Below are 21,791 nucleotides of genomic sequence, written 5' to 3' on the forward strand. Positions count from 1 at the left end.
GAAGACCGAGAGGGATCACGCTTGCGCCTTTAGGCGTGGGAGTTGTCAAAAGTATTTAAGAATTTTTTTAAATAGGCTGATCCATTTTGATTCTTTGGACGTACCCTTAGTAACAGGAAAAAAATCATTCCTGTGTAAGGGACACCTCCCAACATTCTTATGGGTATGGGTCCCGATCTTAAGGGAGGAGATTGTTTATATGAAGAAATTTTTTGTTGCACCGCTGGCTGCTGCGCTTGCTTTAACGGCCTTTGCAGGAACAGCCTCTGCCGATCACGAAGAGCGAGAGTTTTGGGTTGAATTGACTCCTGAGCAAGAAACCATGGACGTAGAAAGCTACGCCACTGGAGAGGCCCATTTCGAAGTGAGTGAAGACGGTGAATCACTCGACTATTCGATTCATGCCGAGAATTTGGAGAACGCAGTGGCTGGACATTTGCATAGCGGAGCTATAGGGGAAGACGGACCGGTAGAATTGTTCCTCTTTGAAAACGAGGAAGCGATGGATTATAACGGCGAAGTAGCCACCGGTACATTGACAGAAGAGGATCTGGTAGGAGATTTAAGCTGGGAAGAATTTTCGATGGCACTCGTAGCTGGCGAAGTCTATGCGAACCTCCACACAGAGCAATTTCCAGATGGTGAAATTCGCGGACAATTAGATGAAAATGCGGAGGAAGCGGCGATGATGCCGGATGAAATGCCACAAACAGGCTTGGGTGGCGCCAGCAATGAAGGTTGGTTTACAAACTTATGGACCAGCTTCACATCATTTCTTTTTAACTAAAACAGACGGCATTGAGTCATGCCGGAAATTCCTAAGCGCAGGGATTTCCGGCTTTTTTGTATTGAAAAACATTCTTGGATTCATCCCTGATAGGTCCATTGGCGGTTAATGATGCAAAGATGGAAGCTGGAGCGGATTTAGATGATAATAGAGTGTTCCCCGCGTATAATAGCGAGGGCTGATAAATAGCAGCAGGGAATCAGCTTGAACCCCACTCCCAGCTCTCGTATGGAGGCGTGGTGTTTGTTCGGTTGCTTTAGTTGACAGAATTGATCTGAAACAAGGCGAAAAAGTCGACAAACTTGAGGTGAAAAGTCTCAATCTTTGGGCTAAAAGTGATTGACCTTCACGTAACGTTAAGGTTTATGCTCAAAGGGGAGGGAGTAGAGTTGGAATACACTGTTAAAAAACTGGCTGGGCTAGCGGGTGTGAGTGCACGAACACTTCGCTACTATGATGAAATCGGGCTCCTTAAGCCAGCAAGAATCAATGCTTCTGGCTATCGCATCTATGGGCAGCAGCAAGTCAACCTTCTTCAGCAAATTTTGTTCTATCGTGAATTGGACGTGAGCTTAGAAACGATTCGCTCCATCGTGAACAAGCCTTCCTTTGATGAACAAGCAGCCTTGAAGAAGCACTACCAGAAGCTGATCGAAAAGCGAACACGCCTCGACCAGTTGATTGCAATCGTTGAAAAGACGATGGCCACCAAGGAAGGAGGTCAACACATGACGGACAACGAAAAGTTTGCAGGCTTCAAAGAAGGGCTGATCAGTGAAAATGAAGCAAAATACGGGAACGAAATCCGTGAGAAGTACGGGGACGAGACGATAGACAACGCCAATATGAAGCTAAAAGGCATGTCTGAAGACGAGTATGCGGCGATGAAAGCTCTTGAGAAGGAACTGTTCACCTTGCTTGAACAAGCGTATGAGACGGGAGATCCAGCCTCTTCACTGGGACAGAAAGCAGCTGAGGTGCATAAGCAGTGGCTCCTGTATTCTTGGTCCAGCTACTCGAAAGACGCCCACGCCGGAATTGCGGAAATGTACGTCGCAGATGAGCGGTTTACTAGCTACTATGACAACGTCGCGAGAGGGGGTACAGCATTCTTGCGCGACGCGATTTTGATTTATTTAGGGAAAAGTGAAAGCAAGAAACCTAGAGAGTGTTAAGCCATCGATAAGGGCTTAACACTTTTTTGCTGTGATGATCGAAGTACACCAGACCGCCTTTCACAAGATGTGTGGTATAGTAACAACGCATATATAAATCTAGAATTAGCGTGAAAGGATGTCCATCGCATGGCCAAAAAGAAGTTCTATGTTGTCTGGAAAGGACGCAAGACCGGAATTTTTTCCACCTGGGCGGAGTGTGAGGCGCAAGTGAAGGGTTTTCCGGGGGCCGCCTTTAAGTCGTTTGCGACAAAGGGAGAAGCAGAGGCGGCTCTCAAAGGAGGAAAGACACGTACACGCACGTCTACAAAACCGCCGGAAAAAACGGGATCGCCGTCAGCGACGGACGTGATATGGGACAGCATAAGCGTCGATGTTGGCAGTCATGGCAACCCGGGTAAAGTTGAATATAAAGGCGTCGACACGAAATCGGGGGACGTCATTTTTTCGCGGGAACCGATTGAGATGGGCACAAATAATATGGGGGAGTTTCTGGCGATTGTCCATGGCTTAGCTTACTTAAAACAGCATGGAAGCGAGCGCCCCGTCTATTCCGATTCGAAAACGGCGATCGGTTGGGTTAAGAAGAAGAAAGCCAACTCTACACTTATTCGCAATGCGCAAACCGAAGAAATCTGGTCGCTTGTGAAGCAAGCAGAAGCATGGCTAAAAGACAACCCTAATCACAATCCGGTGTTGAAATGGGAAACGGAACTGTGGGGCGAGATTAAGGCTGATTACGGGAGGAAAGGGTAGCTTCTGGTGATTGTCGTAGACGTGCAGGAAACGAGCACTTTTGGCAGAAAGTGGCCTAAGCTAGTCTCTCTATTTCTTCCAAGCTCCCGGCGTTCAACGAGTGGGTGATGAATTCTGCCCCAAAGGGTTGGCCAGACCCAATTCAGGGTATAAGTCTCTAAGGAAGACATTTCGTACGGTAGAAAGGGAGGAGCACGATGGTTGATTCGCTTCGAGTTGCCCAGCAAGATTATCTCTTTTCAGGAGCAACAAAGCCCTTGTCGTTTCGTAAACAACAGCTTGAGAGGTTGCGAACAATGTTGAAACGACATGAAGGCGAGCTGTTAAAAGCAGTAAAAAAAGACTTAAACAAGCAGGAGGAAGAAGCCTTCCTGATGGAGCTTGGTTCTGTCTACCAGGAAATTACGCACGCGCTCGATTCTCTTGAGAACTGGATGCGGCCAATGAAGGTGAAGAACCCGCCTTCCCATGCAGGCTCAAAAAGCTGGGTTCATCATGAACCTTACGGCAGTGTTCTGATTATTGCCCCATGGAACTATCCGATCCAGCTTACCTTCTCACCGCTTGTAGGAGCGCTCGCGGCGGGGAACTGTGCTGTCATTAAGCCTTCGGAGCTAACGCCGCACACGTCAAGTGCGATTGCGGCTGCGGTTCGAGCAACATTTGCGAAAGAAGTGGTTGCGGTGGTCGAAGGGGACGCGAAGACCGCAGAAGCCCTTCTTGAAGAGCCGTTTGACTACATTTTTTTTACGGGCAGCGTCGCCGTGGGAAAAAAGGTCATGGAGAAGGCGGCGAAGCATCTGACGCCACACACGCTTGAGCTTGGCGGAAAGAGCCCGGCGATCGTTGATAAGAGTGCCAAACTTGAGCTGGCGGCAAAACGAATTGCTTGGGGGAAATTCACAAATGCAGGCCAGACGTGCATTGCCCCGGATTATGTACTTGTTCACGAGGCGGTCTACCACGAGTTTGTGGAGAAGCTAAGAGATCAAGCACACGAGCTCTTTGCGGAAAAAACAAAAAAAGGAAAGTATACCCAGATCGTGAATGACCGACACTATAAACGTGTAAAGAACTTTTTGAATGATGGGGAGGTTGTGCTTGGCGGCCAGTTCAGCCCTGAAGATCGACTGATTGCACCGACAATCTTAACGAATGTGAGTTGGGAAGCCCCGGTAATGCAGGAGGAAATCTTTGGTCCGATCTTGCCGATTTTTACGTATAAGGAGGCAAGTGAGGTGCTTGCCCGGGTGCGGTCGCTACCAAACCCGCTCGCTCTCTATGTTTTTTCGGAAGACGAACGTGTGCAGCAGCTCTTCACGGAGCAGCTCTCCTTTGGCGGAGGGTGTATCAATGACACGCTGATGCATGTGGCCAATCCGCACTTGCCGTTTGGTGGGAAGGGGGCAAGTGGTACCGGTGCGTATCACGGCTACGAGAGCTTCCGGACGTTTTCTCACCAGAAAGGGTTGCTGAAGCAGACGACCAAGTTTGATTTTCCCATCCGCTACAGCCTGGGAACACTTAGCTACAAATTGATTCGCAAGTTGTTTAAATAGGAGGACGCTATGACATATGATGTAATTGGCATCGGCATCGGGCCCTTTAATTTAGGGCTCGCCGCCTTACTTGAGGAGCGCACCGAGTTAAGCGCTGCTTTCTTTGATGAGAATACGTCCTTTGAGTGGCACCCAGGGATGCTTCTGGAAGGAACGGATTTGCAAGTTCCGTTTCTCGCCGATCTGGTGACGATGGCTAACCCCCAAAGCCGGTACACGTTTTTAAACTATATTCATGAAAATGGGCGGATGTTGCCCTTTTATTTTTTCAATCGGTTTGATATCCCACGAAGGGAGTACAATGCTTACTGTCAATGGGTCGCAAATCAAGTGGGGAGCTGTCATTTTGGCCGCAGAGTAACCAATGCCATTTATGTGGAAGAAGAAGGGCGCTATAAATTGACGGTTCATTACCCTGACTCTAGCGAAGGAGAGATATTCTACGCGAAGCACCTCGTTGTCGGAACGGGAAATACACCGCTCGTGCCACCTGGGGTTGAAGAAGTCGTAAATGATGATGTCATTCACTCCAGTACATACGCCTTTCATCAGGAAGAAATCAAGCAGGCAAACGCGGTAACAGTGGTGGGCTCTGGTCAAAGCGCGGCGGAAATTTTCTACACTCTTCTTACAGACCAGCCCGAGCATGGCTATAAGCTGTCGTGGTTCACACGATCGCCCGGTTTCTTTCAGTTGGAAGAATCGAAGCTTGGCCAGGAGGTGTTTTCACCGGAGTACGTCGATTATTTTCATAAACTTCCTTATGACACACGACAAGACGCATTGCCATTGCTTGGGAGCCTAAGAAACGGCGTGCAGCAAAAGACGCTTCATAAAATTTACGACCGCCTCTATCATCAGACGGTTCATCAGACAAAAGCGGCTGTGCGAATACAGGCCTTGGTGGAGGTCAATGGGGTAAAGAAAGCAGGAGAGGGAACGTATGAGCTGGACTGCTGGCAATGGCAAGAAGAGAGGGCGTTTGTCCACAAAAGCGAAAAGGTGATTTTTTCTACAGGGTACAAACCGAATGTCCCCAAATGGCTTCAGGCAATGGAAAGCGAGCTTGTGATGGAGTCAGAAAAAGAATTCGCCGTTAACCGGAATGCCGCCCTTGTTTTTAAAAAGAAACGAGCGGGTCAGGTTTATTCACTTACCAATCTTGACCACAGCCACGGCACCAGTGCGACGAATTTAGCGCTTTCTGTTCAGCGCAATATGCGCATTGTCAATGAGCTAGCTGGAGAGAATGTGTATGAAACGAAGAAAAGTGGCGTCTTTCAGCAGTTTTCTGCAGAATAGATGCCTCTCTCCCTCGATTAAATCAGTCGAGGGGGGTTGTCATTTAGTGCTGAAAGTGAGAAGAGATGCAGGCATTTCCCTTCGTAGTTCCTCTTCATCGCGGGAAAGGACGAAATTTAGACGTAATTCTACATTAAAATTGTTATAATTAGTATTGACTTTCGTCCTACTCTTTTATACAATGAATTTACGATAATGATTACAAATAAGTAATCACTCTTTCTATTTGTCTATTATAAATAGTTTTGAAAGAGCGTGAATCAAAGATACAGTACATAGGGAGGAGCAATTGAGATGAAAAAGCTTACAGACAACCAAGGGCACCCGATTTACGATAACCAGAATTCACGTACGGCTGGTCAACATGGTCCTACACTACTTGAAGACTATCATCTTGTCGAAAAACTTGCTCACTTTGACCGTGAACGCATTCCAGAGCGAGTGGTTCACGCACGCGGCGCAGGGGCGTACGGTGTATTTAAAGTCAAAAACAACATGAAGCGATTCACAAAAGCGGCCTTTCTCGCTGAAGACGGCAAAGAAACTCCATTGTTTGTACGTTTTTCAACGGTTATTCACGGCGGAACGTCTCCGGAAACACTGCGCGATCCCCGCGGATTCTCTGTAAAGTTCTATACGGAGGAAGGAAACTATGATTTTGTTGGCAATACACTGCCGATCTTCTTTATTCGTGACGCGATTAAGTTCCCTGACGTGATTCACTCTTTAAAACCGGACCCACGTACAAACGTGCAAAGCCCGGATCGTTACTGGGATTTCATGTCTCTTTCCCCTGAAACGACAAACATGATGATTCACTTATTTACCGATGAAGGCATCCCGGCTTCGTACCGCGAAATGCGAGGGTCAAGCGTGCATGCCTTTAAATGGGTGAATGAGCATGGAAATATGGTGTATATCAAATTGAAGTGGCTACCGAAACAAGGAATGCGCAACCTTTCCATGGAAGAAGCAGAAGAGATCCAAGGGAAAGATTTCAACCATGCGACGAATGATTTGTATCAAGCCATTGAGGACGGAGACTACCCAGAGTGGGATCTCTACGTTCAAGTTCTTGACCCTGCGGATTTGGATAGCTTTGATTTCCACCCGCTTGATGCAACCAAGGATTGGTTAGAAGAAGACATTCCAATGCAGCTGGTTGGGACAATGACGCTGAACCGTAACCCGGACAATGTCTTTGCTGAAACAGAGCAAGTTGGCTTTAATCCAGGGAATCTTGTACCTGGTTTTGAAGCATCGGAAGACAAAATGCTTCAAGGACGAATCTTCTCTTACTCGGATACGCAGCGCTATCGTGTAGGAGCCAACTACCTTGATCTTCCCATCAACTGCCCATTCGCGCAAAAAGCGAATAACACACGCGATGGTGTCATGCCGGTTGGACAGCAAACCAATCAAATCAATTACGAGCCAAACCGCTATGAGGAGACGCCGAAGGAAGATACGATCCACGAGGACTACCGTGCTCCTGTTACGGGGCCAACAGGTCGTCAGGCGATTGAGAAAACGGACCACTTCGGTCAAGCGGGAAGAATCTACCGAAGCTATACGAAAGAGGTCCAGGACACGCTAGTGAAAAACCTAGTCGCCGATCTTTCCGACGTCACGCATGAGACGGTTCTCCGCGCCGTATGCAACTTTTATCGTGCGGACGAAACCCTCGGTCAGCGTCTTGCTGATGAGCTCAATGTAGATATCTCTGAGTATGTAGAAGCCGCCAAGCAAAGCTAAATAATTGACTAGATCACCGGTGTGGAGGAAACCTCCGCATCGGTTTTTTAGTACGGGGCCCGATTCGAAAGAGAACAAAATACCCCGGCTATGAGCGTCCGTCACCTTTAACGCAAAAGCACGCCACAAAGTAAGAGAAACCGCTAGGCTACCTATTGCGGAGCTGATAGACTACTAGGTACAATGAGCACAGTGAGGAGGAGTTGAATGGTTACTATTGTCGAGTATACACGCGATCATGCTCAGGCGGTTGCGGATATGTGGAACGAGAGTCGTGGCAATTTTGGTGGCGGTCATGAGTTTGAGACGGCTCGAGATCGAGCAGTTAAGGAGCAGACGAGTGGCAATCTTGTGACGATGCTGGCGATGGAGGATAAGAAGGTCGTAGGCTATTGTGGGTTGGCTACGTATAAGCAGGACACAGGGGCTCTTTATATTCCCCTATTAAATGTCCATCCTGAGTACATTGGGAAAGGGATTGGCAAGCGGCTTGTACTCGAAGCAGTTCAGCGAACGGTGGAGGCGGGCTGGCCACGCGTGGATTTATATACATGGCCGGGAAACACACAGGCAGTACCTCTCTACAAGCGTTGTGGGTTTTTTTGGGAAGACAGGGAGGACCGCACGCATTTAATGAATTTCATTCCTTTGCTTCTACGTCACGGCATTCTATCTACGTATGTAACCAATGAAAACTGGTACCACACACTGAAGCGAGAGGTTAAGCTAGAGCCAGATGGAGAAACACAAAGTGGGTTCACCACGTTTACCTACCATTTTGAAACGGACAAAGGAAATGTCAGCGCAACCGTGGAGCATAGCAGTCGAACGCTCTGTGCTCTCGAAACCGAGCAATTTAAACTAGAGTGGACGCTGCCCGCGCATGTTCTCTTTGTGGCAAAGGAATACGAGGCGACGCTTCGCGTGATCAATAAAACCAATAAACCACTTCATATTAAAGGAGAGGCTCTGCCTCCCTCATCCCTACATACAACGACAACCATTGAGCACAACGTAGAGGGAGAGGCTGAGATTACCATTCCTTTCTCCGTTAACGAAGAGAATGGAGGCCATCAGTCGCGCTGGAAAACCCATCCAAGCTTTGATTTACAGCTAACCGTTGACGGCAAGCCTTGTGCCTTAGGATGTGGCTACACGATAAAAAAGCCGGTGGCAGTCAAGCCGTTGATTGTAAAGCCAAGGCAGCTTGTAGACGAGCGTGGCGGTGAGGTCTTCTTTGAGGTGAAAAACGAGTTAAAAGAGGAGATAACGCTAACGCTATCAATATCGTCTGCCCGTTTATTTCGGCCGGAAACCAAGTCTGTCACTTGTTCTCTTGCAACAGGTGAGAAACAAACGCTTCCACTGCCAGTGAAAGAAGTTGTGGCTGGGATCGAACAACTCGCTTTAGAGCTAGATATTGCCGGGGACGGGGAGCGCTTTCTATATAGTGATCCGCACATGCTTGTGGTACCGGATGAGCACCTAATCACAAGTTACGAGAGAGAGGGAAGCCTCTACCTCATCAATGGCTGGGAGACGCTGGTTTTTGATAAAGAGACAGGGTTCGCACGACAAATGAATGCACAAACGGAGGAGGCGAAGCCATGGTTCCACGCCTACCCTGTGTTTGGAGAACCACTCAACCACGAGCTTGCAAGCAAAGGCTGGTCTGGTTATTCCTTTCGAAAAACATGTACTGGGATTGAGCTCACGCTAGATTATGAGATTCAGGATGGTGCGGGGTCACTGAGTGTCATCTATGATTGGAACCGAAACAAAACGCTTTGCTGCTCGGCAAAAATCAAAAATCTTTCCACGGATATGCTTGATGTTGGATATGTCACGTTAGGGATGCGTCTCGACGTTGATCAGTTGCTGATGCCTGCATTTTCGAAGCATCTGTATGCAGGCGGCATTGAAGAGGTGGAGCTTGACGATTTGCCACTTGCCGATATGAATGATACGTGGATGTATTTCTCTTGGGAGAAACACTCCCTTGCCGTCTCAACAACAAAGTCGTTAAAGTGGTTGCTGGTGGAACATGCTCTCGCTTTTCAGCAAGCCATCCCGAGCCTCAAGCCAAATGATTCGTTTGAGACGTGTCCGATTTCACTGCAGAGCGATGTCTTTCAAACCGCAGATGCATTCACAGAGCATATGGGTTCTTTCAGAGAAAAACGGGCGTTCACCGAGGTTGTTCATGAACAGCATGGATTTTTTGCACACGGGGAGGAAGGATCTTGGAGACTGGACGTAGGAAAAAAACAGGCGGACACAGCGCAGGTTCATCTTGATATCGATGGGGAGAAGCGGAGCATCCGCTCGTTTGACATCCATGGGCCAGATTCGATTTTGCTGACAGATATGTATCCACCAAAAGGGAAGACGAGCGCCTTGACAATCAAGTACGAAGGAGCGACCTTTCAAAAAAACTATTCCCTTCAGGCAATTGCTCACGGCAACGAAACGGTTCGCTGCCAGACGAACGAAGAGGAGGGGCTAGAAGTCCATGAAGTCTCGAATGGCATTCTCACGTTTAAGGCTGCGAATGAATTCTCGCCTGCGATTTACTCGTTGAAAACGAGAGAGCGGGAATGGCTGGACCATGCGTTTCCAAAAGCAGGTCCGAAAAGCTGGTGGAACCCGTGGGGGGGTGGGATCATGACGATTCCTGGAGGCCTCAACTTGTTAAGTGTTCAGAAACAAAAGCGGCGCACGGAATTTGTCACAATGAACGATCAGTGGCAGCAAACATGGACGGGTCTCAAGCTGACGATTAAATTGGAGCACAGCGACTGGGAAGGCGCGGTTCTTGAACAATTTTTTGTTACGCTGCCAAAGTCAAGCGTCCTTTTGCATACAACTGTATTCAAGCAGACAGGGGTGCTTTTACACGAGCAAAACCTACTCACAGGCGCTTTTTTCAACAAGCAGGAAGCACTGCGCGTCTATGCAACAGAGAACGATGAGCAGTTCTTCACGCCGAGCGCTGGGCATTTTTCGCTTGCCGGAAGAGAGTTAGCTGAGGTCGTTCGGTTACAGGAGGAAAGGAGTGGCGAGTCGCTTGTCGTCGTGCCGCAAACCGCTGCAAAAAAGCGGGAGTTCTATGAAAACAAAGAAGTGTTCACGTATATGAATCAGGAACGCCTAGAGAAGAGGCCCGATGTCCCCTCCATTCAAACGGGAACACAGGCGTTTGTTTGGACGGACCAGCTTCCGAGCAGTGAAGGCTGGACATGGACTCAAAACGTGGACCTAAAGGAGGGAGACATTTTTTGAAGATCATTGATGCGCATGTGCATTTCTCAAGCATCCAGACGTTTGTTGAGACGGCCCATAAATTGGCGGATGTTGAATACAATGAGGGAGGGTTGCTCGCTGAATATGAACAGTTGGGCGTCGTTGCCGCTGTTGGTATGGGCTTGGAAGAGAGCCGCGTAGGTGCGTTTCCTGATGAGGAAGCGCCAGCGCTTATGGGGCTTAATTTGAAAAACCGCCCGTCACAAATCGGCGTTTGCATCGGCATCAATCCGTTTGCGCTCACAGCTTCTGAGCTCGAGAGGCTTGACGCAAAGCTAGAAGATCCAACGGTGGTCGGGGTTAAAATCTACTTAGGCTACTATCCATATTACGCCTACGACTCCATCTACACACTGGTCTATGAGCTGGCCGAGAAGCATGATGTGCCCGTCGTTTTTCATACAGGGGACACGTACTCGGCCGACGCGCTAATTAAATACGCGCACCCACTGACGATTGACGAGGTGGCAGTCAAGCATCGAAACGTGCGCTTTGTGATGGCTCACCTTGGGGACCCCTGGTGCCTGACGGCGGCAGAAGTCATGTATAAGAACCACAATGTGTTTGCGGATCTATCAGGGTTGATCGTCGGTACAAGAAATCGTGTGGAACCTCACATGGACACAAGCAACCCGTACTTTGACCATTTTAGGCACGCGCTTGTGTTTGGAGATAGCTATGATCGCTATATGTTCGGGACGGACTGGCCGCTTGTGCAAGTTCGCCCGTACATGGAGTGGCTGGCTGGCATTATCCCGGAGCGCTATCACGAGAAATTCTTCTATGAAACAGCGCTTCGTGTGTTTCCGAAACTTGAGGGGTTGATGAAATAGGCTCTGTTGATGGATGATGATTTATTGGAGTTGGCCGCTTCTTGCGGCCTTTTTTTCGTGTACCCGCGGTCATGCACCTATCTCTTTTGACTATAAAATTATTCATTATTGTCATAGCGGTTAACAAGTTTTTTGTATCTAAAAGTAAAAAAAATAGCGGCAAAAAGACTAAAGAAGGTTATAAATGGTATGAGCCCAGGACTTACATTGTATTCTTGCAAAGCGTTATTATTGATTATAAGAAACAAAAATCCTGCTCCAAAGCAAAAGTAATAAACAATTATTGAAAAAATAAGAATGCCCTTTCTACCAGTAGTCATAGTTAACTCCTCCCTAGATGCATTATTTTCATCTTATATTATTCATCTTTCGGACAAAAAAAGTGCCCCTCATCTACAGACCTAAGAGAATACGTGCAGCTCTTCTCGGCAGGGGGGGCGAGCTTCATTCCGACACGAATGAGTTTCTGTACTTCTCCGATGTTGACAGGCCGCTTTTATAGAAAAGACCAGCCTAATAAGGGTTCGACTCTCAACTCCGAAAGTTGAGTTATATTATAACATATGAAAAAAGATGACCATTTTTACTCTTCAAAGAGTAGATGGTCATCTTTTTGGTTACCGTTAATGTAAAAGCCGCTTACTGTATTGAACGCCATGTTACTCCAATTAGTCAGAGCATGATGGTCATTCTTGTATGTTCTAGTGCAGTTGAGGCTCTTTCGTAGTCTGTGTTGCGAATCTGGAGGCACTTTAGGAGGGCCGCACGATTTTGCGGAGTGTGGTCTATTTCTTGTTTTTGCTCATAAGCTGGAGGTAAAAGGAGCTGAGGCGGATGTTTATCTCTATGAAGCAAAAATGGAAGAGCTATCAAGCACAGGAAAAGGTACTAATCGCTATGGGACTGGCAACCGTCGCGCTGATTTTTTCCAGCTTGCTGTACGGAATCTGAATACCCTGGCTGTTTTTAAAATAAGAATTCGTGCACAATTGACTAATCTTTGATACAATCAAAAGTGTTACGGATTTCGAAATAAACGGCAGGAGGTAGATGGATGAGTTATCCAATGAGATGGGATTTAGACGCGCTCTTTCGTGGGGGAAGTGAATCTAGTGAATTCAAGCAATTTTTAGGAGAAACGGATGCGTACATACAAAAATGGATCGAACGAGATCAATCGGGATTAAGCGTTCAGGCGCTTGTGCCGGTGCTAGAGACACTGCGTGCGCGCCAGCGTCATGCGGGAGCTTTTGTTTCCTGCCTTGTGGCCCAGAATGTGAAAGACAAACAGGCGGCGCTACTTAATGAAAGAATTCAGGAACAAAGCGTCCAGGCGCAGGTGCTTCAACTTTCGCTTGAGGACAAGCTCCGCCAGCTAAGTGATGAGGAATTCCAAGCGCTGCTTGAGACGGAGGAGCTTAAGCCGTCTGCGTTTATGCTGGAGACGTCGAGAAGCAGGGCTCAGGATAAGCTCGATGTGGAGAAGGAAAATTTGGCAACCGCTCTCGCCAAAGATGGATACCACGCCTGGGGCACCGTGTATAACGAAGCGGTCGGGCGAATGGAAATTCCATTTGAAGAGGACGGCGAAACCAAGCGGTTATCCGCAGGGCAGCTGCACAACCGACTCTCAAGTACGGAACGCGATGTACGTAAGCGGGCCTTCGAAGCATCAAAAGCGGCGTGGAGCTCGGAGGGACCTCTCTTTGCGCAGACGCTCAATCATTTAGCAGGGTTTCGATTGAAGTTGTACGAAGCAAGGGGCTGGGAAAATGTTTTAAAGGAGCCGCTTGACTCGAACTTGATCACCGAGGCGACATTGAATACGATGTGGGAAACGATTACAAAGAACAAGCCGAAGCTAATGCCGTATATGGAGAAAAAAGCGGAACTATTTGGGCTGGACACTCTTGATTTCTTTGATGTTGCCGCCCCCCTTCCAGTGAAAGACGGAGAGAGGAGCACGGTGCCTTATGAGGAAGCGTGCGAATTGATCATTACACATTTCAAAAAGTTTAGCCCGAAAATGGCGGACTTTGCAGAAATGGCCTTGCGCGACGGTTGGGTAGAGGCGGAAAACCGTCCAGGCAAACGTCCAGGCGGCTTTTGCACAAACTTCCCACTTGCGGGTGAATCGCGCATTTTCATGACTTATGACGGGTCTATGTCCAATGTAGCGACGCTTGCTCATGAGCTCGGACATGCGTATCATAGCTGGTGCTTAAAAGACCAAAACGTCCAGTCGCAGAAGCAGTACCCGATGAGCATCGCCGAGACGGCTTCCACTTTTGCGGAGATGATTGTCGCCGATGCCCTTGTAGAAGAAGCCGATTCAAACAGCATGAAGACGATGTTGCTTGAAAACAAGCTTTCTCGTTCGCTTGCGTTCTTTATGAACATCCATGCCCGCTTTTTATTTGAAACGCGCTTCTATGAGGAGCGTAAGAATGGTATGGTGCCCCAAGAGCGCTTAAATGAGTTGATGGAGGAAGCGCAGCGAGAAGCCTACGAAGAAAAAATTGCTTCGTACGACCCGAACTTCTGGGCATCGAAGCTGCATTTCCACATCACCGGACAGCCGTTTTATAACTTTCCGTATACCTTTGGCTACTTGTTCAGCCTCGGCATCTACGGGCGCGCGCTTAAATCCGAGCAGTCGTTTGAGGAAGCCTACATTGCCTTGCTTGAAGATAGCGGCAGTATGACGGCTGAAGCACTCGCGATGAAGCATTTGGATGTGGACTTAACGAAGCCCGATTTTTGGCAGGAAGCGATTGATGTGGTGCTTGGCGATGCTGAGGAATTCGTGAAGAAATAAGACGCAAAGCCCTCGAGAGATCGAGGGCTTTGCCGCGTTCATCGATTAACGTGAGTTTTAATCTCCCTCGCCCGTCAAATAGCTCTTATCCTTAAGAAAAAGGCGCCAGAACCAGACAAACGCAGGGATGAGGATCGCCATCCCAATGATATAGCCGACAAGGAGCGATTGAAACATCACCTCGTTCGTAAAGGCATCGAAGACGGTAAGATCCGGATACAAAAAGTACGGCATGAGCGCCGCCCCGTAGGCGATGCTCGCAATTCCGAATTGAAGAACAATTAAGAGGAACGCAACGCGTGATTGCCCTCTCCCCGCTTTTTTCGAAGGCCACCAAAGCGCACTATAGCCGATCGCAAAGGCAAATAGGGAAAGCGTGTAGAGCCACCAAAGATCTAAAAAGTTGTTAAACATCCAGCGTGCTTCCGGAATCAAGGTAAAAATCGTAGCCACCGCGAATACGAGCGTAAGCGGCCCGAGAAAAATCGCGTTCTTCCGGTACGTTCGGTATGTTTTAAGATGACCGCCTTCTCTCGCGTAATCGCTTAGAAACAGCGAGGATAAAAAAAGCTCTGTGACGAGGCCGAACGCGACGTGCGTGTAAAAGGTTGGACTGCTGAACAGCCTATTAATCAAGATGTACTGTTGCTCGCCTGCATAGGCAAAAAAGCCACCGATCGCCGCGGGGAGAATACTGACGAGAATTGCCGGAATGAGCAAGCCGCTTATGCCGGAGACGAGCGTGAGAAGCCGCGAATACTTCTCTGTACTGTAAGCGTACACCATAAAAGCGCTGCGAATGGTAAGCAGCAACAAAACCAGGCAGAAGGGAACGATCATAAGCGTCCCCAGCGTGGGCGCAGCGCCTGGAAAAAAGCCGACAAAGGAGACCACAAGGAGAACAAGAAAAACATTGGTGACCTTCCAGGCAGGGGAAAGATAATTATTGGCAATCGTCTCTGCCTCCTCGTTGGCTTTGCGTTGATAATACATCGCCCAAAACCCCGTGCCAAAATCAATCGATCCAGCAATGGCGTAGATGAACAGAAACAGCCACAAAATGAGTACGGCGATATAAACAGGTTCCAAAGCAATCTTCCTTTCCGTTGTAAAGTGTATTAAACCGATTCGTACACAGAGATGTCTTGCTTGAGCGGGTTGCGTTTAAAGTAAAAGTACAGCACGAAGCCAGTCAACACGGCTAAGAGCAAGTACAGCATAACGAAGAAGAAAAAAATCATCCCTAGATTCCCCGACGTGGTTGCTGCTTCTGCCGTTGTTTGCACTTGGAAAATGGTCCACGGCTGCCTCCCGGTGCAGCTGAAAATCCACCCCGTTTCGATTCCCACAATCGCAAGGGGGCCTGCCGCCACAAGCGAAACAAGCAACCATTTTGGGAAAACGTGAGTGGAGCCGCGTCGCAGAAATAATAGCAAAAGGCCAATACCTGCAACCCCTAGCAAAGAAAAACCGATGGCGACCATGACGTTAAAGAGCGTATGGACAAAGAGTGGAGGCCACTCCTCTTGAGGGAAATCATTTAAGCCTTGAATGACCGAACTGGAATCATAAGTGGCAAGCCAGCTTAGCATGTTTGGAATTTCGATACCACCAATGACCCCATTTGCTTCTGGGCTCGGGGTGCCAAAGATGGTTAGTGGGGCGTTTGTCTGTGTTTCAAACAACCCTTCAGCAGCCGCAAGTTTTATAGGAAGTTCCTCATAAAGCATGACGGTCGTGTCATGACCGGTGGAGGCTGTCCAGATAGACATAAGAAAAGCAATTGGCAGAATAAGCGTCATTCCTTTGTAGTGGTATTGTCGCTCTCGCCCTGTTAGCTTCGGATTCATTAGTTTATAAGCGGCCACAGCAATAAGAACGAATGTACCTGCCATATAAGCGGTGCTAACGACGTGAAGAGATGAAGGAAAAAAGCTAGGAGAGAGAGCTGCGGCAAGAGGGTTAACATTCGAGATGGTGCCATCACTCGCCATTTCGAACCCTCGCGGCGTATTCATCCAGGCATGAGCACTTGTGATGAGAACAGCAGAAGCAACCGCACCAAGCGCAATTAAAAACGAACTAACGAGCCTCATGGGTGGACTGAGTCGGTCAGCCGCGTACACGTAAATGGCCAGAAAGAGAGATTCTAGAAAGAAAGCGAAAATCTCAATCTGAAAAGGAAGGGCAATGACTTGGCCAACAATTTCCATGAAACCTGGCCAAAGAAGGGAGAGCATGATCGCAACAATCGTCCCTGTGGGGATCGCGACTCCAAGTAAAATCGCCAGTCCTTTCGTCCACCGCTTCGCAAGAATGGCATAATCATGATCTTTACGTATGGTACGCATAACCTCAGCAAAGAAGATCATGAGAGAGACACCCACAGTTAATGTAGCAAAAATAATATGAAATGCCATCGAGGAACCAAATAGCATGCGAGAGAGCATGACGTTATCCATAGATGAAAGGCCTCACTTTCCATACACATTGTTGCCCTTACTATGTACTAAAGGAAGTGGTTGTATGCAGATAAAGGGAAGACATACGATCGTGTGTCTTCCCAAGGTAGAGCGAAGTCTTTCCTATCCTTTGGTTGTAAAACATGGTTTAGCACAAAAAAAACGAACCATTAATAGTGGTTCGTTCTCAAAGATTTGCTTTTCTGTGAAACGTTTTTCTTCATTGTGCGCTCATCCATTTTATCTTCAATCTTTGTTAAAGCTTCAGGGTCATTCAATAACTCGTCACGGTTTTGAGCGATTAAGTCATCAAGACGCACAAGATGGTTTTTCCTCATTTTTATTAAAACCCCTTTTCTGAATTTTTATTAATTATAGTATAACATGTGGCAGGAAATATACAATGACAAATTTGTTACAAATTTTTGATAATCGAGAACCGTGTCGAAAAATAATATAAGTGTAAGCGATTTCAATAAAAAAGACATCTTTACATCTCGAGCGGACATTGATAGAATATTTCTAAATTAACTTTTTTCTTATTTGGCGTCCTGTAACGAATGAGTGAGCGTTTGTTCAGACAACCTAGAACGGAGGGGATAAAATGACACAAGAAGAGAAAAAGATGATGCTGTCCATGCAAAAGAAGTTGGATCGGCTAACCGCTGAAATTTCGACGCTGAAAGAGAAAAAAGAATCGGCGTTCGAGCCTTTGGAAACAGATGAATACTTGATGCAAACGTATAATTAATAAGGAAGGTCTCTTTGGAGGCCTTTTTCTTTTTCCTAGCTCCGGCGCCCACTCGCTCGAGGTCTCTTCAGACCGCCAGATCAAGCCAAATAGCGGGCTTGATTCTGCCGTTCTTCCAGAACTTGTCGCTCGTGAGCAGGGCGCCTGCGCTTTTCTTGTCTAGCTCCGGCGGGTAGAAGCGTCGAGATTTTTCGCCCCGATAACGAAATCCAAGGTCGGGATATCTTATATCGGGTCTCCAAAATTCGCGCTTCTGAGCAACCCGCTTCCGCTTTTTGGCTTATAATTTTTCGATTTCGTGGTAAAATGCTACAATGATGAAAAGGGACGTACATAACAAAAGGAGGATGTTAAAGGTGAAAAGAAATCGAAAACGTTTGCTAATTGGTGGTTCGATTATTTTGGCAGCGGTTCTTATAAAAAAGGAATGGCGTCAGCGGGTATTTGAGGAAGCACAGGAACTAAAAGGAAATGTAGCGGACGCCTTTGTATTTGTTCGTGATAACCGAGAAGAGATGGTGGAACAAATTAAAGAGGCAAGCCAAGAGGTAAGCACTCTTTGGCAGGACATCTCCGGCGATATTAAGCAATTGTCCAAAACAGCGGTACATATTAAGGAGACATCAGAAGAGGCTTTGAATACGGCAAGGGAAACTGCCGATGAAATGAAGCAGTTAAAAAATTCGAGAGGCGATGAATAAGGGACAACGAACCTGCTCATACTTAAATGTAAGGACGATGACAAACGTCATTGTTCTTCCCTACAGGCACTGTCGTTCAGTTAGCAATAGGTAAGAAATGTGCGTCTTACAGCTTATTCAATTATGAATGAGGTGGTTGCATTGAGCGAGGAGATAGCAGTTCAAGCATGTACGACCATACTTGAATGAAGAGGTGTTTCCAAAAGACAAACATCGTTTCGACCCCAGATTGTAAAGTGAATAAATGCATGTCTTAGGGAAAAAGAGGTAGCAGCGTTCCGCTGTTGCCTCTTTTTTGTTATCGAGTAACGGATAAAAAGCAGCGATCGGTAAAAAACTAACAAACATAAACGTACAAATTGAAAAAGGAGGCATGAAAAAATGAAGAAAATAGCGCTACTTGCATTGCTGGCACTGATTCTTAGCATGGGAATGAGTCTGGATACGCTGGCTGAAGAGGCAGATGAACCAAGGGAAGAAAAAAGCTTTGCGATTCCGAGTTCCGTCCTGTCTATTTCAAAGGAAAACACCTACAAAAATCCGACGCAGGATTTGCCTTACCTGCAGCCAAGTTCACTTGCCGAAAAATTGCTTGACTCTACTTCTGAAAAAATCGAGAATCCAGACTTAATCCGCATCATGAACGAATCAAGCATTCACTATCCGAAGCTCGGTTTCGTCATGAAGGCGTCCATTTACTTAGGGGAATGGCCGCTTGCGTACGATTCGAAGGAAACAGAGGTTAATTGGGAGTACGAAAAAGTGAATACGAACTATAGTGACAACCGCGGCGGGAAAGATTCCAAAACACTCACCTACACCCAAGAACAGCAGAAGAAAGTATCCGGTGGGCTTACAGCAAAGATTCCAAACGCAGAAGCAGTTGAGAAGATGATGATGATTCATGCAGCAGAAAAGACGAGTCTGCCCCTTTCCTTTGACACGGTCATCGGTCAAGGCACAAAAAAGAACCAAACGTACAATGTTCCAACAAAGCAAGTCGGTTACTTGCACGGTCATGTGCCAGCCGTGCTTGAAAAAGGCAGCGTTACTTACGGAGAAGTCTATTTAACGCTAAAAGCAGGGAAGCCAAAACTTGAAGTTAAAAATGTGACCGAACAAGGAATTGGTGCCTGGATTCCTGTTCAAGACAATGTGTCCTTTAGCTTTGTTGCAGCCAAACAGCCGCAATAGACGAGAGAAAAGAAGCCCTTGACTGTTCAAGGGCTCGTTTGCGTAAGGTGTCCATTTTCTTTAGAGGTTAGACGATCGTTTGCGAAAATCGACAGCCTTGTAATAGGTGTCCTTCACAAGCACGTTAGGCCCCAAACATTTCACTTCTGGGCAGTGACAGGAAAGCGAATCATTTATCGCCGATGCCTTCCACTTCTCATACGCTTCTTCAAAGCTTGTGGATTGGATATTTCCGAGCTCTGGCGTGTCACCAAAGTCGGTGACAATGATGTCACCTGTAAAGATGTTCACGTTAAGCCTTGAACGACCGTCCGGATCATTGCGCACGGTGACGTTTTTCTCATTGTACAAGCGTTTCTGCAGGCGGAGGTCTTCTTCATTAGTGCTGCAAGGATAAAAAGGCAGCGTTCCAAAAAGCATCCAAATCTCGGGAGACCGACAGTCTAACAATCGGTGGATGCCTTCGCGAATAGTAGGGAGAGATGTCACCTCAAGAGCGCTGGCGAAGTCACTTGGGTACATGGGGTGGACTTCATGGCGCTGACAGCCCATTTCAACAATTTGCTCATGAATTTGCTCTAGGTGAGGCAAGGTGCGCTTATTGAGCATCGTTTCTGCTGAAACCATCACGCCGCGACTCGTGAGTGCTTTGGCGTTGTCAATCATGCGTGCAAACATCGCCTGTCGCTGCTTCTCGCCAGGTTTGCGTTCGGCCATAGCAAAGCCAATGTCCGAAAAATCTTCAACGCTCCCGTAATTGTGTGAGATATGTAAGACATCGAGATACGGAAGAATGGCTTCATAGCGCTCCAGTGGCATCGTGAGATTGGAGTTTATTTGTGTTCGCGCCCCCCGTCCATGTGCATAGCGCAGAAGAGGGAGGACATAGTCGCGCACGGATTTTTGCGACATCATCGGTTCTCCGCCGGTTATGCTGAAGGCACGGAGGTGTGGAAGTGCTTCTAAACGATGAAGCAACACCTCAAGTGGCAGGGCATCCGGATCTTTTGGGCGAAGCGTATAGCCAACCGCACAGTGCTCACAGCGCATATTGCAAAGCGTTGTGGTTGTCACCTCGATGTTGGAAAGCGTTACACGCCCAAATTCCTCTACATCACGATAAGCCTCCCACGGATCATTTACAGGGGTGATGCGATTTTTGGTCAGTCCCATCATACTATCAAACTCCTTTACCAGCCATCCTTCCATCTTAGCGTATTTGAGCTGGAAACAAAAGATACGGAGCAAGAATTGAGCGAAAGTCGTTCCTCTGTTAAACTAAGAACGGTGAAAAGAAAAGGAGAGGTACATTTGGGTGGAAAAATTGAGTCAAAAGACCGTCAGCTTGCCTATTTGCAGAGACGCTTCGAACTTCTCGCAAATGTTGTGGAAGGAATGAACGCTGACACGGCCTCCGTTGAAGAATTGGATCGCTTGCTTTCCATGATTGATGATATCGAAGTAAAATGCAAACAATTTCGCAAAGACTGGCCAGAGTAGGGGGCATTCTATGAATTTATACATTGTACGGCACGGGGAGTCGGAAGGAAACCGCTCTAAAAAGATTCAAGGAACAATGGATTTTCCCTTAACAGATCTTGGGCATGAGCAGGCTGGGGCAGTAGCAAGCTTCTGTCAGGAGCTGGATATCGAGTATGTTTATAGCAGCGATTTGAAAAGAGCGTCTACAACTGCTGAAGCGATTGCCAAGGAGTTTGGGCAGCGGGTACACCGGTGGGAAGCCCTCAGGGAAGTTCATCTTGGTCCGATGCAAGGACTGACACGTGAGGAAATTGCCGAGAAGTTTCCGGAAACGAAGGAAAAGCCACTGATTACTTCAGGGCTACCAGGGACGGAAACGAACGAAGCGCTAACAGAGCGCTCACACAGCGTGCTTAGACAGTTGAAAAAGGCACATGCCCATGACAATGTCGCAATCGTTTCGCATGGCGGATTCATTAGTTGTTTGCTCATGTATATTCTCGTTGGCGAAAACTGGGCAAGCTATGAGCGGCCGTTTATGATTGGCAATACGAGTGTGACTCATCTTGAGTGGAGGAAAAGAGAGGACCGCTATCTGCTTCATTATACAAACCGCACGGCGCATTTAGACTCGATTCGGACTGAGATTAATGTCAAGCATGGACTGCTGTAAATGGATAGGACAAAAAGAACCGGAGCTTATGCTCTGGTTCTTTTTTCTAGCTCCGGCGCCCACTCCTCGAGGTTTCTTCAGACCGCCAGATCAAGCCAAAGGGCAGGCTTGATCCTGCTGTTCTTCCAGAACTTGTCACTCGTGAGCAGGACGCCTGCGCTTTTCGGTATTGTCTCGCTCCTGATCAACCCGCCTCCGCTTTTCTTGTCTAGCTCCGGCGGGTAGGAGCTTCGAGATTTT

General features: G+C 47.5%; 18 protein-coding genes. 14 read left to right on the plus strand and 4 right to left on the minus strand.

Going from position 1 to position 21,791, the window contains the following annotated elements:
• Window positions 1-199: 199 nt before the first annotated feature.
• From AVZ68_RS17090 to AVZ68_RS17135, 9 genes are all read left to right on the plus strand, one after another.
• Window positions 200-787, plus strand: a complete 588-nt coding sequence (locus tag AVZ68_RS17090) for a CHRD domain-containing protein (RefSeq protein WP_059105794.1) — start codon at window positions 200-202, stop codon at window positions 785-787.
• Between the two features lie 389 nt (window positions 788-1,176).
• Window positions 1,177-1,962 (plus strand): MerR family transcriptional regulator, encoded by a 786-nt coding sequence (locus AVZ68_RS17095; protein ID WP_059105795.1) that lies wholly within the window; start codon window positions 1,177-1,179, stop codon window positions 1,960-1,962.
• Between the two features lie 129 nt (window positions 1,963-2,091).
• Complete coding sequence (gene rnhA, locus AVZ68_RS17100; protein ID WP_059105796.1) at window positions 2,092-2,718, plus strand: ribonuclease H; 627 nt, start codon at window positions 2,092-2,094, stop codon at window positions 2,716-2,718.
• A 197-nt stretch (window positions 2,719-2,915) separates the two neighbouring features.
• A complete protein-coding gene (locus tag AVZ68_RS17105; RefSeq protein WP_059105797.1) occupies window positions 2,916-4,277 on the plus strand; it encodes an aldehyde dehydrogenase in 1,362 nt (453 codons plus the stop codon).
• Between the two features lie 9 nt (window positions 4,278-4,286).
• A complete protein-coding gene (locus tag AVZ68_RS17110; RefSeq protein ID WP_059105798.1) occupies window positions 4,287-5,579 on the plus strand; it encodes a lysine N(6)-hydroxylase/L-ornithine N(5)-oxygenase family protein in 1,293 nt (430 codons plus the stop codon).
• A gap of 294 nt (window positions 5,580-5,873) precedes the next feature.
• Window positions 5,874-7,334, plus strand: coding sequence for a catalase (locus AVZ68_RS17115; protein WP_059105799.1), 1,461 nt, complete (start codon window positions 5,874-5,876; stop codon window positions 7,332-7,334).
• A 207-nt stretch (window positions 7,335-7,541) separates the two neighbouring features.
• On the plus strand, window positions 7,542-10,616 hold the full coding sequence (locus AVZ68_RS17120; protein WP_059105800.1) for a GNAT family N-acetyltransferase: 3,075 nt from the start codon (window positions 7,542-7,544) through the stop codon (window positions 10,614-10,616).
• Window positions 10,613-11,470, plus strand: coding sequence for an amidohydrolase family protein (locus tag AVZ68_RS17125; protein ID WP_059105801.1), 858 nt, complete (start codon window positions 10,613-10,615; stop codon window positions 11,468-11,470). Before AVZ68_RS17120 ends, AVZ68_RS17125 begins: the two co-directional genes overlap by 4 nt.
• Window positions 11,471-12,524: 1,054 nt before the next feature.
• On the plus strand, window positions 12,525-14,288 hold the full coding sequence (locus tag AVZ68_RS17135; protein ID WP_059105803.1) for a M3 family oligoendopeptidase: 1,764 nt from the start codon (window positions 12,525-12,527) through the stop codon (window positions 14,286-14,288).
• A gap of 57 nt (window positions 14,289-14,345) precedes the next feature.
• On the opposite strand, the gene AVZ68_RS17140 is transcribed toward AVZ68_RS17135, so the two are convergent.
• The 3 genes from AVZ68_RS17140 to AVZ68_RS20000 form a co-directional block, all read right to left on the minus strand.
• The gene (locus AVZ68_RS17140; protein WP_059105804.1) at window positions 14,346-15,377 is read right to left on the minus strand and encodes a cytochrome d ubiquinol oxidase subunit II; all 1,032 of its coding nucleotides are present in this window, start codon (window positions 15,375-15,377) and stop codon (window positions 14,346-14,348) included.
• A gap of 29 nt (window positions 15,378-15,406) precedes the next feature.
• On the minus strand, window positions 15,407-16,750 hold the full coding sequence (locus AVZ68_RS17145) for a cytochrome ubiquinol oxidase subunit I (RefSeq protein WP_059105805.1): 1,344 nt from the start codon (window positions 16,748-16,750) through the stop codon (window positions 15,407-15,409).
• A 170-nt stretch (window positions 16,751-16,920) separates the two neighbouring features.
• Window positions 16,921-17,088 carry an FbpB family small basic protein gene (locus tag AVZ68_RS20000; protein ID WP_082676755.1) on the minus strand — a complete coding sequence of 56 codons (168 nt, stop codon included), beginning with the start codon at window positions 17,086-17,088 and terminating at the stop codon, window positions 16,921-16,923.
• Window positions 17,089-17,354: 266 nt separating this feature from the next.
• Between AVZ68_RS20000 and AVZ68_RS20350 the strand changes: the two genes are divergently transcribed.
• The 3 genes from AVZ68_RS20350 (at window position 17,355) to AVZ68_RS17155 (ending at window position 19,396) form a co-directional block, all read left to right on the plus strand.
• Complete coding sequence (locus tag AVZ68_RS20350; RefSeq protein ID WP_157404695.1) at window positions 17,355-17,501, plus strand: hypothetical protein; 147 nt, start codon at window positions 17,355-17,357, stop codon at window positions 17,499-17,501.
• A 356-nt stretch (window positions 17,502-17,857) separates the two neighbouring features.
• Window positions 17,858-18,202 (plus strand): hypothetical protein, encoded by a 345-nt coding sequence (locus AVZ68_RS17150; protein WP_245628169.1) that lies wholly within the window; start codon window positions 17,858-17,860, stop codon window positions 18,200-18,202.
• Window positions 18,203-18,583: 381 nt separating this feature from the next.
• Window positions 18,584-19,396 carry a YfkD famly protein gene (locus AVZ68_RS17155; RefSeq protein WP_059105807.1) on the plus strand — a complete coding sequence of 271 codons (813 nt, stop codon included), beginning with the start codon at window positions 18,584-18,586 and terminating at the stop codon, window positions 19,394-19,396.
• A 60-nt stretch (window positions 19,397-19,456) separates the two neighbouring features.
• On the opposite strand, the gene yfkAB is transcribed toward AVZ68_RS17155, so the two are convergent.
• The gene (yfkAB, locus tag AVZ68_RS17160; protein ID WP_059105808.1) at window positions 19,457-20,572 is read right to left on the minus strand and encodes a radical SAM/CxCxxxxC motif protein YfkAB; all 1,116 of its coding nucleotides are present in this window, start codon (window positions 20,570-20,572) and stop codon (window positions 19,457-19,459) included.
• A gap of 135 nt (window positions 20,573-20,707) precedes the next feature.
• Here yfkAB and AVZ68_RS17165 point away from each other — a divergent pair, with 135 nt between their 5' ends.
• Window positions 20,708-20,896: an SE1561 family protein gene (locus AVZ68_RS17165; RefSeq protein WP_059105809.1), complete on the plus strand. Its 189-nt coding sequence runs from the start codon at window positions 20,708-20,710 to the stop codon at window positions 20,894-20,896.
• 10 nt (window positions 20,897-20,906) lie between these two features.
• The gene (locus AVZ68_RS17170; RefSeq protein WP_059105810.1) at window positions 20,907-21,551 is read left to right on the plus strand and encodes a histidine phosphatase family protein; all 645 of its coding nucleotides are present in this window, start codon (window positions 20,907-20,909) and stop codon (window positions 21,549-21,551) included.
• Window positions 21,552-21,791: the final 240 nt, after the last annotated feature.

Origin of the sequence: Shouchella shacheensis (genome assembly GCF_001484965.1) — a bacterium.
In the GTDB taxonomy this organism is placed as follows: domain Bacteria; phylum Bacillota; class Bacilli; order Bacillales; family Bacillaceae_D; genus Shouchella; species Shouchella shacheensis.

Coding starts and splice junctions, on each gene's coding strand:
- AVZ68_RS17105 (WP_059105797.1), top strand. CDS start 2,916: ATGGTTGATTCGCTTCGAGTTGCCCAGCAAGATTATCTCTTTTCAGGA.
- yfkAB (WP_059105808.1), bottom strand. CDS start 20,572: ATGATGGGACTGACCAAAAATCGCATCACCCCTGTAAATGATCCGTGG.
- AVZ68_RS20000 (WP_082676755.1), bottom strand. CDS start 17,088: ATGAGGAAAAACCATCTTGTGCGTCTTGATGACTTAATCGCTCAAAAC.
- AVZ68_RS17115 (WP_059105799.1), top strand. CDS start 5,874: ATGAAAAAGCTTACAGACAACCAAGGGCACCCGATTTACGATAACCAG.
- AVZ68_RS17110 (WP_059105798.1), top strand. CDS start 4,287: ATGACATATGATGTAATTGGCATCGGCATCGGGCCCTTTAATTTAGGG.
- AVZ68_RS17145 (WP_059105805.1), bottom strand. CDS start 16,750: ATGGATAACGTCATGCTCTCTCGCATGCTATTTGGTTCCTCGATGGCA.
- AVZ68_RS17135 (WP_059105803.1), top strand. CDS start 12,525: ATGAGTTATCCAATGAGATGGGATTTAGACGCGCTCTTTCGTGGGGGA.
- rnhA (WP_059105796.1), top strand. CDS start 2,092: ATGGCCAAAAAGAAGTTCTATGTTGTCTGGAAAGGACGCAAGACCGGA.
- AVZ68_RS17090 (WP_059105794.1), top strand. CDS start 200: ATGAAGAAATTTTTTGTTGCACCGCTGGCTGCTGCGCTTGCTTTAACG.
- AVZ68_RS20350 (WP_157404695.1), top strand. CDS start 17,355: ATGACACAAGAAGAGAAAAAGATGATGCTGTCCATGCAAAAGAAGTTG.
- AVZ68_RS17170 (WP_059105810.1), top strand. CDS start 20,907: ATGAATTTATACATTGTACGGCACGGGGAGTCGGAAGGAAACCGCTCT.
- AVZ68_RS17120 (WP_059105800.1), top strand. CDS start 7,542: ATGGTTACTATTGTCGAGTATACACGCGATCATGCTCAGGCGGTTGCG.
- AVZ68_RS17155 (WP_059105807.1), top strand. CDS start 18,584: ATGAAGAAAATAGCGCTACTTGCATTGCTGGCACTGATTCTTAGCATG.